At 66.1% G+C, this 15,636-nt stretch carries 18 protein-coding genes; 6 read left to right on the top strand and 12 right to left on the bottom strand.

Features of this window, described 5'->3' with window-relative positions; genetic code table 11:
• Nucleotides 1–10: 10 nt before the first annotated feature.
• The 4 genes from U858_RS0127155 to U858_RS0127140 all read left to right on the top strand — a co-directional run bounded on the left by U858_RS0127155 (nt 11) and on the right by U858_RS0127140 (nt 2,991).
• A complete protein-coding gene (locus U858_RS0127155) occupies nt 11–469 on the top strand; it encodes an Lrp/AsnC family transcriptional regulator (protein ID WP_025140268.1) in 459 nt (152 codons plus the stop codon).
• Between the two features lie 96 nt (nt 470–565).
• Complete coding sequence (locus U858_RS0127150; protein WP_025140267.1) at nt 566–874, top strand: hypothetical protein; 309 nt, start codon at nt 566–568, stop codon at nt 872–874.
• A gap of 14 nt (nt 875–888) precedes the next feature.
• Nucleotides 889–1,869 carry a 4-hydroxythreonine-4-phosphate dehydrogenase PdxA gene (gene pdxA, locus U858_RS0127145; RefSeq protein ID WP_025140266.1) on the top strand — a complete coding sequence of 327 codons (981 nt, stop codon included), beginning with the start codon at nt 889–891 and terminating at the stop codon, nt 1,867–1,869.
• Between the two features lie 144 nt (nt 1,870–2,013).
• Nucleotides 2,014–2,991, top strand: coding sequence for a bile acid:sodium symporter family protein (locus tag U858_RS0127140; RefSeq protein ID WP_025140265.1), 978 nt, complete (start codon nt 2,014–2,016; stop codon nt 2,989–2,991).
• Between the two features lie 66 nt (nt 2,992–3,057).
• On the opposite strand, the gene U858_RS0127135 is transcribed toward U858_RS0127140, so the two are convergent.
• The 12 genes from U858_RS0127135 to U858_RS0127080 all read right to left on the bottom strand — a co-directional run bounded on the left by U858_RS0127135 (nt 3,058) and on the right by U858_RS0127080 (nt 13,151).
• Entirely contained in the window at nt 3,058–4,440 is a 1,383-nt protein-coding gene (locus U858_RS0127135; RefSeq protein ID WP_025140264.1) for a replicative DNA helicase, read from the bottom strand.
• Nucleotides 4,437–5,276 (bottom strand): RIO1 family regulatory kinase/ATPase, encoded by an 840-nt coding sequence (locus U858_RS0127130; RefSeq protein ID WP_025140263.1) that lies wholly within the window; start codon nt 5,274–5,276, stop codon nt 4,437–4,439. Before U858_RS0127130 ends, U858_RS0127135 begins: the two co-directional genes overlap by 4 nt.
• Before the next feature lie 143 nt (nt 5,277–5,419).
• Nucleotides 5,420–5,875 carry a 50S ribosomal protein L9 gene (gene rplI / locus U858_RS0127125; protein ID WP_025140262.1) on the bottom strand — a complete coding sequence of 152 codons (456 nt, stop codon included), beginning with the start codon at nt 5,873–5,875 and terminating at the stop codon, nt 5,420–5,422.
• Between the two features lie 14 nt (nt 5,876–5,889).
• Nucleotides 5,890–6,162, bottom strand: a complete 273-nt coding sequence (rpsR, locus tag U858_RS0127120) for a 30S ribosomal protein S18 (protein ID WP_006218308.1) — start codon at nt 6,160–6,162, stop codon at nt 5,890–5,892.
• A gap of 107 nt (nt 6,163–6,269) precedes the next feature.
• Nucleotides 6,270–6,593, bottom strand: a complete 324-nt coding sequence (gene priB, locus U858_RS0127115) for a primosomal replication protein N (RefSeq protein WP_025140261.1) — start codon at nt 6,591–6,593, stop codon at nt 6,270–6,272.
• Nucleotides 6,594–6,643: 50 nt separating this feature from the next.
• Nucleotides 6,644–7,018 carry a 30S ribosomal protein S6 gene (rpsF, locus tag U858_RS0127110; protein WP_006393715.1) on the bottom strand — a complete coding sequence of 125 codons (375 nt, stop codon included), beginning with the start codon at nt 7,016–7,018 and terminating at the stop codon, nt 6,644–6,646.
• 177 nt (nt 7,019–7,195) lie between these two features.
• Nucleotides 7,196–8,119, bottom strand: a complete 924-nt coding sequence (locus U858_RS0127105; protein WP_025140260.1) for a DUF817 domain-containing protein — start codon at nt 8,117–8,119, stop codon at nt 7,196–7,198.
• A gap of 8 nt (nt 8,120–8,127) precedes the next feature.
• Nucleotides 8,128–8,925 (bottom strand): GTP cyclohydrolase FolE2, encoded by a 798-nt coding sequence (gene folE2 / locus U858_RS0127100; protein ID WP_025140259.1) that lies wholly within the window; start codon nt 8,923–8,925, stop codon nt 8,128–8,130.
• Between the two features lie 187 nt (nt 8,926–9,112).
• Nucleotides 9,113–10,975 (bottom strand): 1-deoxy-D-xylulose-5-phosphate synthase, encoded by a 1,863-nt coding sequence (dxs, locus tag U858_RS0127095; protein ID WP_025140258.1) that lies wholly within the window; start codon nt 10,973–10,975, stop codon nt 9,113–9,115.
• 53 nt (nt 10,976–11,028) lie between these two features.
• Nucleotides 11,029–11,940, bottom strand: a complete 912-nt coding sequence (locus U858_RS0127090; protein WP_025140257.1) for a polyprenyl synthetase family protein — start codon at nt 11,938–11,940, stop codon at nt 11,029–11,031.
• 7 nt (nt 11,941–11,947) lie between these two features.
• A complete protein-coding gene (locus U858_RS0127085; RefSeq protein WP_025140256.1) occupies nt 11,948–12,214 on the bottom strand; it encodes an exodeoxyribonuclease VII small subunit in 267 nt (88 codons plus the stop codon).
• An 82-nt stretch (nt 12,215–12,296) separates the two neighbouring features.
• Nucleotides 12,297–13,151, bottom strand: a complete 855-nt coding sequence (locus tag U858_RS0127080; RefSeq protein WP_025140255.1) for an IclR family transcriptional regulator — start codon at nt 13,149–13,151, stop codon at nt 12,297–12,299.
• An 89-nt stretch (nt 13,152–13,240) separates the two neighbouring features.
• On the opposite strand from U858_RS0127080, the gene U858_RS0127075 reads away from it, so the two are divergent.
• Both U858_RS0127075 and U858_RS0127070 read left to right on the top strand, forming a co-directional pair.
• Entirely contained in the window at nt 13,241–14,212 is a 972-nt protein-coding gene (locus U858_RS0127075) for a tripartite tricarboxylate transporter substrate binding protein (protein WP_025140254.1), read from the top strand.
• 169 nt (nt 14,213–14,381) lie between these two features.
• Nucleotides 14,382–15,392, top strand: coding sequence for an acyltransferase (locus U858_RS0127070; RefSeq protein ID WP_025140253.1), 1,011 nt, complete (start codon nt 14,382–14,384; stop codon nt 15,390–15,392).
• Nucleotides 15,393–15,636: the final 244 nt, after the last annotated feature.

Here is a 15,636-nt window from a genome sequence, read left to right as displayed (position 1 = left end):
GGTCGGGCGCATGAACGAACGCCTGGACGCCATCGACCGCCAACTGCTCAGCCTGCTGCAGGCCAACGCCCGCGAACCTGCCGCCATCCTGGCGCGCAAGCTGGGGCTGGCCCGCACCACCGTGGTGGCGCGCATCGCCCGCCTGGAACGCGAGAGCATCGTGGCCGGCTATGGCGTGCGCCTGGGACGCCTGCTGGAAGAAGCCGCGGTGCGCGCCTATTGCTTCATCAGCGTATTGCCCAAGACGCCGGCAGCGGTGATCCGCGAGCTGGAAAAAATGCCCGAAGTCGAAGAGGTCTCGTCGGTCAGCGGACCGTACGACTACCTGATCTTCCTGCGCTGCGAAACCCACGAACAGCTGGACGCGCTGCTGGACCGCATCGGCCTGATCGACGGCGTCAAGCAGACCCAGACGTCCATCGTGCTCAGCCGCAAGGTCGACCGCCGCAGCGCGGTCGGCGCGCCCTGACCCCCGCCTGGCCCCATCCGGCGCCCACCCTGCCCGCGGGGACGGCGGGGGCGGCATAATGTTGTAATGTGGTCTACCGCCAATTACGGATCTCCCATGCTTGCACGCCTTGCCTTCACCTCTGCCCTGATCGTCCTGCTGGCCGCCTGTTCCAGCATGAGCGACGTGACGCCCACCGGCAAGAACAGCTACAGCGTCACGTACAGTTCAGGCACGCAGCTGCTGACCTGGGTCGAGATCAAGAACCAGGCGCTGCAACGCGCCGACCAGTACTGCCAGTCCATCGACCGTAAGCTGCAAAAGCCCGCCGTCACGTCCAACCACGCGACGGGCCTGGGATCCAAGCGCGCCACGGTCAACTTCGAATGCGGCGCGATCGATCCACCCAAGACCGACAAGCAATAAGCCAGGAACCCATCGTGAAGACTCCGCCGCCCGTGGGAATCACCATGGGGGATGCCGCCGGCATCGGCCCCGAAATCGTCGTCAAGGCCTGTGCCCAGGGCTTGAACGCGCCCTGTGTGGTGTACGGCGATGCGGGCGCGCTGCGGCGCGCCGCCGCATTGCTGGGCGCGCGCCTGGACATCGTCGAGATCGCCCATGCGGGCCTGGCGACGGGCGACGCCGGCCAGATCGAAGTCGTGGCCTGCGGCCCCGCCCTGCCGCCCGACCTGCCCTATGGCCAGATCAACGCGGCGGCCGGACGCGCCGCCTACGATTACGTCTGCGCTGCCATCGATGACGCCCAGGCCGGCCGCATCCGCGCCATCGTGACCGCACCGCTGAACAAGAAGTCCATGCACGAAGGCGGCATCGACTACCCCGGGCACACCGAGATCCTGGCCGAACGCTCGGCCACGCAGGACTTCGCCATGATGCTCGCCAACGACGAGCTGCGCGTGCTGCTGGTGACCATCCACGTGGCGCTGGCCGACGTCATCGCGCGCATCACGCCGCAGGCGGAACTGACCGCCATGCGCCTGGCCGATCGCGCCTGCCGCCAGATGGGCATTGGGCAGCCGCGCGTGGCGGTGGCCGGCCTGAACCCGCATGCCGGCGAAGGCGGCAAGTTCGGCCGCGAAGACCTGGACATCATCGAACCGGCCATCCGCCAGGCGCGCAACGAAGGCATCGACGCCAGCGGCCCCTGGCCCGGCGACACGGTCTTCATGCGGGCGCGCCGCGGCGAATTCGACATCGTGGTGGCCCAGTACCACGACCAGGGCTTGATCCCGGTGAAATACCTGGGACTGGACCACGGGGTCAACGTCACCGTGGGCCTGCCGTTCGTGCGCACCAGCGTCGACCACGGCACCGCCTTCGACATCGCCGGCAAGGGCGTCGCGGACCAGGCCTCGCTGGTGGCGGCCTTCGACCTGGCTCTGGCCATGACGCCCTGAGCGGCCTGGCCCCAAGGCTCCACACGCTCGGCTGACGGACACCGGCGCCCCGCCGCCGGGCGGCCTGCGGGCCCCGGGTCTACAATACGCCCCGATTCTGGCGCCCGCCGCGCGCCGCCGCTTTCCGTTCTACCACCTACCTCCATGTCACGCCTTGTCCGTCTCCTGCCCGACCGCTTCACCCTCTACCTGATCTGCACCGTCATCATCGCCAGCATCGTGCCCGCTCACGGACAAGGCGTGGTGGTGTTCGGCTGGATCACCAACGTTGCGGTCGGCCTGCTGTTCTTCCTGCATGGCGCGCGCCTGTCGCGCGAGGCCGTCGTCGCCGGCCTGACCCACTGGAAGCTGCACCTGACCATCTTCTCGACCACCTTCCTGATGTTCCCGCTGCTGGGCCTGGCGCTCAAGCCCGTGCTGGAACCGCTGGTCACGCCCGAGCTATACCTGGGCATCCTGTTCCTGTGCTGCCTGCCGGCCACGGTGCAGTCCGCCATCGCCTTCACCTCGATGGCGCGCGGCAACGTGCCCGCCGCCGTCTGCAGCGCATCGGCCTCCAGCCTGCTGGGCATCTTCCTGACCCCGCTGCTGGTGGGCACGGTGGTCGCCAATGCCGGCAGCGCGCCGATCTCGTTCGATGCCGTCGGCAAGATCATGCTGCAACTGCTGCTGCCCTTCGTGCTGGGCCAGTTCGCCCGCCGCTGGATCGGCGCCTGGGTGCACAAGCGCAAGGCGATGCTGAAATTCGTGGACCAGGGTTCGATCCTGCTGGTGGTCTACACCGCGTTCTCGGAAGCCATCAACGAGGGCCTGTGGAGCTCGACGCCGATCCCCGCCCTCCTGGGTCTGGTGGTCTGCTGCGCCGTGATCCTGGCGTTGGCGCTGGGCCTGTCGGCGCTGGCGGGCAAGGTGCTGGGCTTCAACGTGGCCGACCGCATCACTCTGCTCTTTTGCGGCTCCAAGAAAAGCCTGGCCAGCGGCATTCCCATGGCGCAGGTGCTGTTCGCCGGCCACGCCGTGGGCGCCATCGTGCTGCCCCTGATGCTGTTCCACCAGATCCAGCTGATGGTCTGCGGCGTGCTGGCCGCGCGCTACGGCAAGCGGCCCGAATCGGAAGAGTGAGTTTCCGGCTACCCAATGAAAAACCGCGCCCAGGCGCGGTTTTTCATTGGCGGAAAGCGGCAGCGATCAGTACATGTCCTTGGGCTGCGAGCCCGAGAAGTTCAGGAAGCGCGTGCTGGAACCCTGGAAGGTCAGGCGCACGGTCCCGATCGGGCCGTTACGCTGCTTGCCGATGATGATCTCGGCCGTGCCCTTGTCCGGCGAATCGGGGTTGTAGACCTCGTCGCGGTAGATGAACAGGATCACGTCGGCGTCCTGTTCGATAGCGCCGGATTCGCGCAGGTCGCTCATCACGGGGCGCTTGTTGGGGCGCTGTTCCAGGCTTCGGTTCAGCTGCGACAGTGCGATCAGCGGGCAGTTCAGCTCTTTGGCCAGGCCCTTGAGCGAACGGCTGATTTCCGACACTTCGGTAGCGCGGTTTTCGCCCGATCCGTTACCCGACATGAGTTGCAGGTAGTCGATGATGATCAGGCCAAGCTGGCCGCACTGACGCGCCAGGCGGCGCGTGCGCGCGCGCACTTCCATCGGGCTGAGTGCGGGCGTTTCATCGATGTAGACCTGCGCGTCCTGCATGAGCTGCACGGCGTGGGTCACGCGCGGCCAGTCTTCGGCGATGAGCTTGCCGGTCCGCATGCGGTGCTGGTCGAGCAGGCCGACCGAACCCAGCATACGCATGGCCAACTGCACGGCGCCCATTTCCATGGAGAACACCGCTACCGGCAGGCCCTGCTCGATCGCGACATGCTCGCCGATGTTCATCGAGAACGAGGTCTTGCCCATGGACGGACGGCCGGCCACGATGATCAGGTCGCCGCCGTGCATACCCGAGGTCATCTTGTCCAGGTCGGCAAACCCGGTGGGCACGCCCGTCACATCGGAATTGCCCTCGCGGTGGTAGAGCTCGTCGATGCGCTCGACCACCTGCGTCAAGAGCGGCTGGATTTCCTGGAAACCCGCGGCGCCGCGCGAGCCTTCCTGGGCGATCTGGAACACCTTGGATTCCGCCTCGTCCAGCAGTTGGCGCGCTTCCTTGCCCTGCGGGTTGAGCGCGGCCGACGAGATCTCGTCGGCGATGGACACCAGCTTGCGCAGCATGGCGCGCTCGCGCACGATCTCGCCGTAGCGGCGGATGTTGGCGGCCGACGGCGTGTTGTGCGCCAGCGCGTTCAGGTAGGCCAGGCCGCCGGCGTCTTCGGCCTTGCCGGCGCTGATCAGCGATTCATTGACCGTGATGACGTCGGCCGGACGCGCCAGCCCGATCAGGCGGGCAATGTGGTGCCAGATCAGCCGGTGGTCGTGGCGGTAGAAGTCTTCTTCGACCAGCACGTCGGCGATGCGGTCCCAGGCCGAATTGTCGAGCAGCAGGCCGCCCAGGACCGACTGCTCCGCCTCGATGGAATGAGGGGGAACGCGCAGGTATTCGAGCTGGGAATCGGCGGGTGTATTCATGGTTTCAATAGTAACGGCTGCAGGATATCCGCGACGCGGAAAAATCCCTGCACATCGCGCGACGGCAGGCGGCCCAGCAGGGGGCGCAGGGGCGTGGCGATGAAAGTCAGCACCCGCGTCAGGCGGCGCAGGCGCGCCTTGACCTCGGGGTCGGGGTTGCATTCGAAGTAGACCTCGAGCGCCAGTTTACCCAGCGTGCGGCCCACGTCGTCGGGCAATTTACGCAAAGACGCCAGCGAAGCCAGCATCTGGAACAGGTCATAGGCCTGGGCCAGCGGACGCGACAGCGTCGAGCCGATGTTCTCTTCGAAATCGATGCGCCACAGTTCGCCGTCCTGCAAAGTGATGTTGCGGATCTGGGCGCCGCCGTGCCACAGTCCGCGGGCATGGAAGGCAGCCAGGTCGGCCGCGGCCGCGCGGGCCAGCCACAGGCGCGAGGTGGTGTCTTCGTTGCGGATCAGGTCGGCCAGGTCTTCGCCCACGAATTCCAGGACGAGCAGGCCTTGTTCCTGCCACCAGACTTCAGGCACCCGGCAACCGGCCTGCAGCAGCTGCTGCAGGCGCCTCGCCTCGTGCTCCAGGCCATTGCGCAGCAGCACGCCAGGACGCGGAAATTCGCCCAGGAACAGCTTGCAGCCCACGCCCAGGAACAGCGCCCGCACATAGCGCAACGCATAGCTGACACCACGCGCGAAACTGGGGCGGCGGCGTTTGATGATGCAGCGCACGCCATCGATGGTCGCATCCCGTACTGACGGCTCGGTCTCGGCGTTCAGGCTGTCGAGCCAGGCGCGCAATCCGGCAGGCGCATTGTGGTGGACGGGCGGCTGGGTCAAAAGGTCCTCTGTACAAAACAGCGTGCGACAGGCGCGCAGCCCGAAAGACTACACGCAAATGTCCACGGGCAAAGGCGGTAAAAGCATGGCAAAAAGAAAAAAAGCCGGCACGCGGGCCGGCTTTTTTTACCGCGAAGTCCGGATTAGGACAGTTCGCCTTCGATCAGCACGGTGACATCGACAACGACGTCGGCGTGCAGGGCGACCTGGACCGGGAATTCGCCGACGGCCTTCAGCTGGCCATTGGGCAGACGCACTTGCGCCTTCTCGATGCCTTCGAAACCGGCCTTCTTCAGACCTTCGGCGATGTCGGCGTTGGTGACCGAGCCGAACAGGCGACCGTCGACGCCGGCCTTCTGGGCGATCTTCAGCTGGAAGCCATTGACGCGCTCGCCCAGGGCTTGGGCAGCGGCCAGCTTCTCGGCCTGGACCTTTTCCAGTTCAGCGCGGCGGGCTTCGAATTCCTTCAGGGCGGCGTCGGTTGCACGACGGGCCTTCTTCTGGGGGATCAGGAAGTTGCGGGCGTAGCCATCACGCACGCGAACGACTTCGCCGAGGTTGCCCAGGTTGACGACTTTTTCGAGCAGAATAACTTGCATTTCAGTGCCCCGGATTAGTTGTGGTTGTCGGTGTAAGGCAACAGGGCCAGGAAGCGCGCGCGCTTGATGGCGGTGTCCAGCTGGCGCTGGTAGATTGCCTTGGTGCCGGTCAGGCGAGCCGGGATGATCTTGCCGTTTTCTTGCACGAAGTCGCGCAGGGTGTCCAGATCCTTGTAGTCGATCTCTTCGACGCCGGCTGCGGTGAAGCGGCAGAACTTACGACGCTTGAAGAGCGGGTTCTGCTGCGTGAATTTGCGTTTTTCTTTGCGTTTTCCGAAGAAAGCCATGATATGTGCCTCTATGTTTGAGGGGACCGGTTCAGCCCTTTTCGGGTCCGATTCCCCATAACCTATCCGTATTCAGAAGGCGCTCTCGCGCCCGTTGCCCTTTCCCGTCAAGCCACCAGCGGATCGCGTCCTGCGCTGCCGCTGATCTTGCGTGCCTGCTGCAGATGCAGCTTGAACTTCACCGAGTCCTTGCGGACGGGGGCCAGAAACCCCTGCACCTGCAATTCGGACCCCAGCGCCGTTCCTTTCAACAGCAACGCCAGATCGCCCAGTGCCACGGCCGAGATCGTCAGTTCCACACGGCGCGGATGGCCGGCTTCGATGACCTCGGATTCGTGCGCCAGCACCATTTCCAGTGCGGGCAGGCCGGCGGGCGTGTGGCGCAAAGGCTCGCATTCGAGAACGCGGGCGCTGAGTTCCAGCTTGTTCATCCTGCCAGGCACCAAGGGGACTTCATGGGTGGGCTCTGCGTGAGCCCTGCTTACTCGGCCTGAGCCGCGACAGCTTCCGCCGAAGCCTTGCGGGCTTCTTCACGCTCGACCGACTTCATCATGATCGAGGGAGTGGTCTGGGCCTTCTTGGTCTTGATGACCAGGTGGCGCAGCACGGCGTCGTTGTAGCGGAACGAGTGTTCCAGCTCATCCAGCGTGGCTTGGCCGCACTCGATGTTCAGGCAGACGTAGTGAGCCTTGACGAGCTTCTGGATCGGGTAGGCCAGTTGACGGCGACCCCAGTCTTCCAGGCGGTGAACCGAGCCGCCTTGGCCCGTGACCAGCGCTTGGTAACGCTCGACCATGGCGGGCACTTGCTCGCTTTGGTCGGGGTGAACGATAAACACTACTTCGTAGTGACGCATGAGTAAAACTCCTTGAGGATGTCTTGCAGGCCGTTTTCCAGTGCTTTCTCTATCACTGGTCTTTTGCTTCAGACTTGGCTTGCAAGGGGCAGCCCGCTACCCAAAAAGCATGGGTGGTCGAGCAAGAAAGCTCTCGATTATCACCGATCGGGCCTGTCGATGCAAGCCGCAGCCGGATCAAGAAATGGGGGACGCTTTATTCGAACCGTCCTGCCCGACCGATTGCGGCGCATCCGCAACGCCGATGGGCTGGGGCCGACTGACGAGACTGACCATCACGTAGCTGATGATCATGAGCAGGAACCAGGACCCGAGCTTGGCGATGGACACCATCTGCCAGACCTGGGCCTGGCTGGGATAACGCCAGGCGTTGGCGAAGGTGCCGATGTTCTCGGCGAACCAGATGAACAGCGCCACCAGCACAAAACCCAGCAACAGCGGCATGCGCCGATAGTCGCGCCAGATGCGGAAATACACCCAGGTGCGCGCGAACAGCACCGCGGTCAGGCCGAACAGCGCCAGCCGAAAATCAGGGACAAAATGGTGCGAGAAGAAATTCACGTAGATCAGCACCGACAGCGCCACCGTCGCGGCCAGCGGCGGATGGGCGCGGAAGCGAAAGTCGAACAGGCGCCAGACGCGTGCCAGGTAGCTGCCGACCGCCGCGTACATGAAACCGGTGAATAGCGGCACGCCGCCGAGGCGCAGCACGCTGGCCTCGGGATAGATCCAGGAACCGGCCGCCGTCTTGAACAGTTCCATGCCGGTGCCCACCACGTGGAACATCAGGATGACCTTGGCCTCGTCCCAGGTTTCCATGCGCAGGGCCAAGAGCGCAGCCTGGATGCCCAGCGCGGCCAGGGTCAGGAAATCGTAGCGGGCGAGCCAGGCGTTCTGCGGATACCACCAGTGCGTGGCCAGCAGCAAGGCGCACATCAGGCCGCCGAACAGGCAGGCCCAGGCCTGCTTCACCCCGAAGCGGAAGAACTCATAAAGGGCCAGGCCAAAACGGCCGCGGCCGGCCAGGTGTCCGGCCAGCCGCGCTTCCCAATCCGCCAGTCTCGCGATGAGCGGCCAGTCGGTGGCCGCCGGATGACTCACGGCAGGGCTCAGCCTTCCACGACGGCGTAAGCCGAGTGGTTGTGGATCGATTCGAAGTTCTCGGCCTCGACGCGGTAGCGGGCGATGCCGGGGTGGGCGTTCAGGCGAGCCGCCACGTCGCGCACCAGGTCTTCGACGAACTTGGGGTTGTCGTAGGCGCGTTCGGTGACGTATTTCTCGTCGGGGCGCTTGAGCAGGCCCCAGAGTTCACACGAGCCTTCGTCTTCGATCAGGCGGATGACGCCGTCCATGCTGATGTCGGATTCCAGGATGGCCGAGACCGTGACGTGCGAACGCTGGTTGTGCGCGCCGTACTCGGAAATGGCCTTGGAACACGGGCACAGGCTGGTCACCGGCACCTGCACGACCAGTTCGAATTCGACCTGGTCGCCCTGGGCGCGGGCGATCCACTGGACTTCGTAGTCCAGCAGGCTTTGCACGCCGGAGATCGGGGCGGACTTGTTGATGAAGTACGGGAAAGCGGCCGTGATGTCGCCACGTTCGGCGTGCAGCAGCGGCAGCATGTCGGCAGCCATGGCGCGGAACAGCGTCGGCGTCATGGGGGTGCTGCGGTACTTTTCGAGCAGGGCCACGAAGCGGGACATGTGCGTCCCTTTTTCTTCGGGCGGCAGCGCCACCGTCAGGGTCCAGTTGGCCACGGTGCCCTGGGGCGTACCGTCGGCGTTCTCGATGAGCATGGGGTGGCGCACGCCACGGATACCCACGCGCTGGATCGGGATGTGCCGCGTGTCCGCCGAGCTCTGGACGTCGGGCATCACGATGGCGGGGTCGATCGGAGAATTCATGTCGGCTTACCTGTCTGGGCAACGAGCGTGGCGTAAGCACGCAGACCCAGTAATCTTTAAGAGGGGCCCATTATCGCCCAAAGTCCAACGAGCGCCAGGGAAAACCCTTTCATTCGTAGGCCGACGGGGCCGGAACACAGTGTTTCGCCAGGCGGGCCAAATACGGCCTGGGCCCGCCCGACAGATGTCAGCCCAACAGCGCGGCGTAACGGGTGCGGATCGATTGCTCGATGCCCGCGGCATCCAGGCCGATACCGGCCAGGAGCGCCATCTGGTCGCCGTGGTCGATGAATTCGTCCGGGAAGCCCAGTTGCAGGACGGGAATCAGCACGCCTTCGGCGCTGAGCACTTCGAGCACGGCGCTGCCGGCCCCGCCCATGACCGAGGCGTCTTCGATCGTGACCAGCGCGTCGTGGCGGCTGGCCAGGTCCAGGATCAGGGCGCGGTCGATGGGCTTGACGAAGCGCATGTCGGCCACCGTGGCATCCAGCTTTTCAGCGGCGGCCAGCGCGGGCTGCACCAGGGTGCCGAAACCCAGGATGGCGATCTTGCGGCCTTCGCGGCGCACCACGCCGCGGCCGACCTCGACCGTATCCAGGCCGGGCGCTTCGGCGGCACCGCAACCCGCGCCGCGCGGATAGCGCACCGACGCCGGGCCGGGGTACTGATAACAGGTGGACAGCAGCAGGCGGGTCTCGGCCTCGTCGGACGGGGTCGCGACCACCATGTTGGGCACGCAGCGCAGGAAGGCGGTGTCGTAGTTGCCCGCATGGGTGGCGCCGTCGGCGCCGACGATGCCGGCGCGGTCCAGCGCGAACGTGACGTCCAGGTTCTGCAAGGCGACGTCGTGGATGAACTGGTCGTAGCCGCGCTGCATGAACGTGGAATAGATGGCCACCACGGGCTTTTGCGCTTCGCAGGCGATGCCGGCGGCGAAGGTCACGGCATGCTGCTCGGCGATGCCGACATCGAAGTAGCGCAAGGGGAAGCGCTTTTCGAATTCGACCAGGCCGCTGCCCTCGCGCATGGCGGGGGTGACGGCGACCAGGCGGGAGTCCTGTTCGGCCATGTCGCACAGCCAGGTGCCGAACACCTGGGTGAAGGTGCGCTTGCCCGGCGCCTTCGACTGCTGGATACCGACGGCAGGATCGAACTTGCCCGGGCCGTGATACAGCACCGGATCGGCTTCGGCCAGCTTGTAGCCCTGCCCTTTCTTGGTGACCACGTGCAGGAACTGCAAGCCTTGCAGCGCCTTCAGGTTCTGCAGCGTGGGAACCAGCGCGTCCAGGTCGTGGCCATCGATGGGACCGACGTAGTTGAAGCCGAACTCCTCGAACAGCGTGGCCGGCGTGACCATGCCCTTGGCGTGTTCTTCGAAGCGTCGCGCCAGTTCCAGCACCGGCGGCACGTGCTGCAGCACGGCGCGGCCGACGTTCTTGGCGGCCGCGTAGAAACGACCGGACATCAGGCGGGCCAGGTAGCGGTTCAGCGCCCCCACCGGCGGCGAGATCGACATATCGTTGTCGTTCAGGATCACCAGCAGGTTGATGTTGGGCGTGACGCCGGCGTTGTTCATGGCTTCGAAGGCCATGCCCGCCGACATCGCGCCGTCGCCGATCACGGCGATGTGCTGGCGCTGTTCGCCGGCGTTGCGCGAGGCCACCGCCATGCCCAGCGCGGCCGAGATGGACGTGGACGAGTGCGCCGTGCCGAACGCGTCGTATTCGGATTCGCTGCGCTTGGGAAAGCCCGAGATGCCGTCCTGCTGGCGCAGCTTGGCCATGCCGGCGCGGCGTCCGGTCAGGATCTTGTGCGGATAGGACTGGTGGCCGACGTCCCAGACGATGCGGTCGTGCGGCGTGTCAAAGACCTGATGCAGCGCCAGCGTCAGTTCCACCGTGCCCAGGTTCGACGACAGGTGGCCGCCGGTCTTGGAGACCGACTCCAGCACGAAGCCGCGCAATTCGTCTGCCAGCCGCTTGAGCTCGCGACGATCCAGGCGCTTGAGGTCTGCCGGGGATTGAATGCGGTCCAATAAATCTGTCGTCATGCTTGTATGGGGTTCGTTTGCCCGGCCTGCAGCCAGCCCGGACGGATCACGGTTCAGCGGTCTCGAAGGACGATGAAATCTGCCAACTGGGCCAGGCGCGAGCCGGCATCACCCAGCGGTTCGAGCGCGGCCAGCGCGGTTTCGCGCAGTTCGCCAGCGAAGACGCGGGCCTCGTCCAGGCCCAGCAGCGACACGTAGGTGGGCTTGTTTTCGGCCGCGTCCTTGCCCGGGGTCTTGCCCAGGCTGGCGGAATCGGCCGTGACGTCAAGAATGTCATCCACCACCTGGAAGGCCAGGCCCATGGCCTGCGCATAGACGTCCAGCGCCTGGCGCGAGGCCGAGCTGGCGCCCGCCACGATGCCGCCCAGCGCCACGCTGCAGGCCAGCAAGGCGCCGGTCTTCAGGCCGTGCATGGTCTGCAGTTCGTCGCGCGAGAGCGCGCGGCCGACGCTGAAAAGATCAATGGCCTGGCCGCCGGCCATGCCCTGGCTGCCCGCGGCGCGCGCCAGCGACTGGGTCGCCTGCACGATCAGCGCGGGCGCGATCGGCATGGACGCCAGCAGGTCGAAGGCCAGGGGCTGCAAGGCGTCGCCGGCCAGCATGGCGGTGGCTTCGTCGAATTGCACATGGGTGGTGGGACGGCCGCGGCGCAGGACGTCGTCGTCCATGCAGGGCAGGTCGTCGTGCACCAGGGAATAGGCGTGGATCAGTTCGACCGCGGCCGCGGCGCGGTCCAGCGAGGCCTCGACGGCCAGCACGCTGCCGCTGACGGGGCAGGCCTGGCCTGCGGCGTAGACCAGCGCGGCGCGCACCCGCTTGCCACCGCCCAGGACGGCGTAGCGCATGGCTTCATGCAGGCGGGCGGGCATGGCGTCGGCGGGCGGCAGCAGATCGTCGAGCACGTCTTCGATGTGCCGCACACGCCCCTGCAACCACTCGGGAAAAGCGAGTTGAGTTTGCTTCATCCGGTTCTTATTCGTCATCCAGCGCCGCCGGGTCCAGGGGGCGCAGCAAATCGCCTTCCAGAACCTTGACCTGCTGTTCAGCCTGGGCCAAGCGGTCCTGGCAGACCCGCGTCAGCGCCACGCCGCGCCGGTAGGCAGTCAGCGATTGCTCAAGCGGCAACGAGCCGTCTTCCATGGCCGCGACCAGCGATTCCAGTTCGGCCAGCGCCGTTTCGAAATCCTGGGGCAAGGGACGGTCGCCGGTCTGCGGATCGGCTTGTGTGGGTTTGGCCAAACGGGTCTCCGAGGGCGCTAGGGGTGGATCAATCCGTGAATTGTACGAGATACCAGGACCACGCCCCGACGCGCCGCCTGACTCAACCCGACGAGCCCGCAAGCCCCGCGATGGCGGCACGCAATGCGGGCGCCACCTGCGTGCGCAAGCCGGCTTCGGGCAGGAGGCCCGCGGGGCCGCCGCAGCTCATGACGAACACGCCCTCGCCCGTGACGGACGTGAACGGTACGGCGACGGCGTTGATGCCGGACTGCCATTCGCCGATGGCAAAGCAGCAGCCGTTGTCGGCCAGTTCGATGCGCGCGCGTTCGATCGCGGCTGCCGCGGGCGCGGCCGCGCCCAGGCGATCCAGCACGTCGGCGCAGGCGGCGGGCGGCAGGCTGGCCAGGTAGGCGCGGCCCATGGCGCTGTCCAGGCTGGCGCGGTAGCCCACCGGCAGGCGCAGATACAGGGCGGACGAGCCGTGGATGGCCTCGACGTAGGTCATGGCGTCGCCGTCGAACGCGCCCAGCGCGACCGCGCCGCCGGTTTCCCGCGCCAGGTCGGTCATGGACGCCTTGGCCAGTTCGCGCACTTCCAGTCCGGCCAGCAGGCCAAAGCCCAGGGCCAGCACGCCGTAGCCGGGCGAATACTTGCCGGTGTCCGGGTGGTAGCGCAGGTAGCCCAGCTCGGTGAGGGTGTAGGTGATGCGGCTGATGGTGGGCTTGGGCAGACCGGTCAGGCGCGCCAGGTCCAGGTTGCCCAGCGCGGCCACGCCCGGCCGAAAGCAGCGCAGGACTTCCAGGCCACGCGCCAGCGCGGTGATGAAGTCGGGCGACACCGGCCCTTCGCCCACGGCGCCGGCCCGCTTGCGGCGGGCGGGGGCGCTCAATTCCAGCTTCTGGTCGGGCTTGGCGGCGGGATGGGGAATGCGCTTGGGGTCAGAAAAAGATTGCATTTCTATTCGCTTCGTTTTTATAGTTTATTTCGAATGACAAAACTAAATTCCAATATACGGAATATTAATCGCGATTTCAAGGGGAAAACATGATTCGCAAACGCTACAAATTCCTGGCCGCCCTGCTGCTCGGCGTGGCCGCGCTGGGCAGCGCCCAGGCCGACACCTATCCGTCGCGCCCCATCAAGGTCGTGTCGCCCTTCCCGGCCGGCGGCGCCACCGACGTGCTGACCCGCGTGCTGGCCGAACGCATGGCCAAGACGCTGGGCCAGCCGATGATCGTCGAGAACAAGGCCGGCGCCGGCACCTCGATCGGCGCCGCCTTCGTGTCGCGCGAACAGCCGGACGGCTACACCATCCTGATGGCCACCAACTCCACGCTGGTGACCAACCGCTATCTGTATAAAGAGCTGCCCTACGATCCCGACGGCTTCTCGCCCATCGGCATGGTGGGCATCGGCCCGCTGGTGCTGCTGTCCAGCCCCAAGCGGCCGTTCAACAGCACCCAGGACATCGTGGCCTATGCCAAGCAGAACCCGGGCAAGCTGACCTTCGCCACGTTCGGCGCCGGCACCTCGTCGCACCTGGCAGGTGAACTGTTCAAGGAACGCGCGGGCATCGACATCCTGCATGTGCCGTTCAAGGGCGCGACCCAGGCGCTGCCGGCCCTGATCAGCGGCGACGTGGACCTGTTCTTCGACATGGTCGCCACCGGCATGCCGCAGGCCGAGGCCGGCAAGGTCAAGGTGTTCGGCATCACCAGCGCCACCCGCCTGGCCACCGAACCCAACCTGGCGACGCTGGCCGAACAGGGCTACCCGGCCTTCGACATGACGGCCTGGTTCAGTTTCGTGGCCCCGAAGGGCACGCCCGCGCCGGTACTGGACAAGCTGCAGATGGCGCTGACCGAGACGCTGAAGGACGAAGCGGTGCGCAAGCGCTTGCTGGACATGGGCATCGACCCGCGTTCCGGCACCGCCGCCGAGCTGGACAAGCAGGTCAAGACCGAACAGCCGATCGTGTCGCAACTGATCAAGCACGCCAACATCGTGCTGCAGTAAGCCGGACAGCGACAAGGCTGTCCACGCGGTCTTCTGAAGACGGGCCGCGGTTTCCTGAAAAAACAGGCCCTAACGCCTGGATACAGAAGCCGCGCCGCCCCGGCTGCTAAGGTGAAAAACGAAGGCGGGCGCCGCGCCCGCGCCCGTTACACCAACGCCCGGGAGCCCGATGCCACTGACCGATGACCGCTACGCCCGACTGGATGCCGCCCGTTGGCTGGCCGCCGCCGCGGTGGTGCTACTGCACAGCGCCGCCCTGATCGTCAGCGAACCATCGGCCTACGGCCACGGCGCCTGGCTGGCCGCCAACCTGTACGATTCGGCGGCCCGCTGGTGCGTGCCGGTATTCGTGATGGTCAGCGGCGCACTGCTGCTGGACCCTTCCAAACCGCAGGACGCACGCCGCTTCTACACCCGGCGCATGGCGCGGATCTGCGCGCCGCTGGTGTTCTGGACCCTCTTCTACCTGCTGTGGCGCAGCGGCCTGGACTGGTGGGATGACGGCCGGGTGGACGTTTCATTCTGGCCCCGCAAGGTCGCCCAGGGCGAGCCCTACTACCACCTCTGGTATCTCTACATGATCGTGGGCCTGTACCTGTTCGCGCCCCTGGTGCGCGCGTTGTACGTGCGCAGCACGCCGCAATCGCGTTCGTTGTGGGTGGTGGGCATCCTGGGGCTGGCGATCCTGGAGGCGCTGTACCGCCGCGCACTGGGCGCGCAGCCCGGCTTCTTCCTGACCTGGTTCCTGCCCTACCTGGGCTATTTCGTGGCGGGACGCCAGATCTTCGACGGTGAAATGCGCGTGCCGCGCCCCGGCTGGGTGCTGGCCGCCAGCGTGGCCGCCACGGCCCTGGGCGTGCACGTGATGTCCAGCGGCCGCACGCTGGACACCTATTTCTACGACTACTTCAGCCTGACCGTGCCGTTCATGTCACTGGCCGCATTTCAATGGATCGTCTCGTCGCCCCGGGTGCCACGGCTGGCCGCGCTGGCGCCGCTGACCTTCGGCGTGTACCTCATCCATCCGGTGTTCCTGGACCTGGCGCATCGCGCCGGGGCCTTTACCGGTGGACGCAACGACGCCTGGACCGTGCCGCTCCTGACCCTGGCGGTGTTCGCCCTGTCGGCCGCCAGCAGCTGGCTGCTCAGGCGCCATCCAGCCACGCGCAGGCTGGTCTGAAAAACCTATGCCACGTAGGGTTAATCGGCTTTTGCGCAGGGTCAAATCGGCGCGCCCCGATCTTCACTAAGCTTCACCGATCTTCACGGGCGTGGGGAAAAGGGTTGGGGTACAATTTGCGGCCCCAAGCTCAAGCCGTGCCGGCTTTTTATCGCCGGGCCGCCCCCGAGAAAGACGCCCCCAATGAGGGGCATCCAGCCAAAGGCAGCCAGCCCACCGGCATTGAACCCAACGATGTGGGCGC

Source organism: Achromobacter sp. DH1f, assembly GCF_000633435.1.
GTDB lineage: Bacteria > Pseudomonadota > Gammaproteobacteria > Burkholderiales > Burkholderiaceae_B > Achromobacter > Achromobacter deleyi.
The sequence above is the reverse complement of the archived record's forward strand: the minus strand, read 5'-3'. Positions and strand labels throughout refer to the sequence as shown.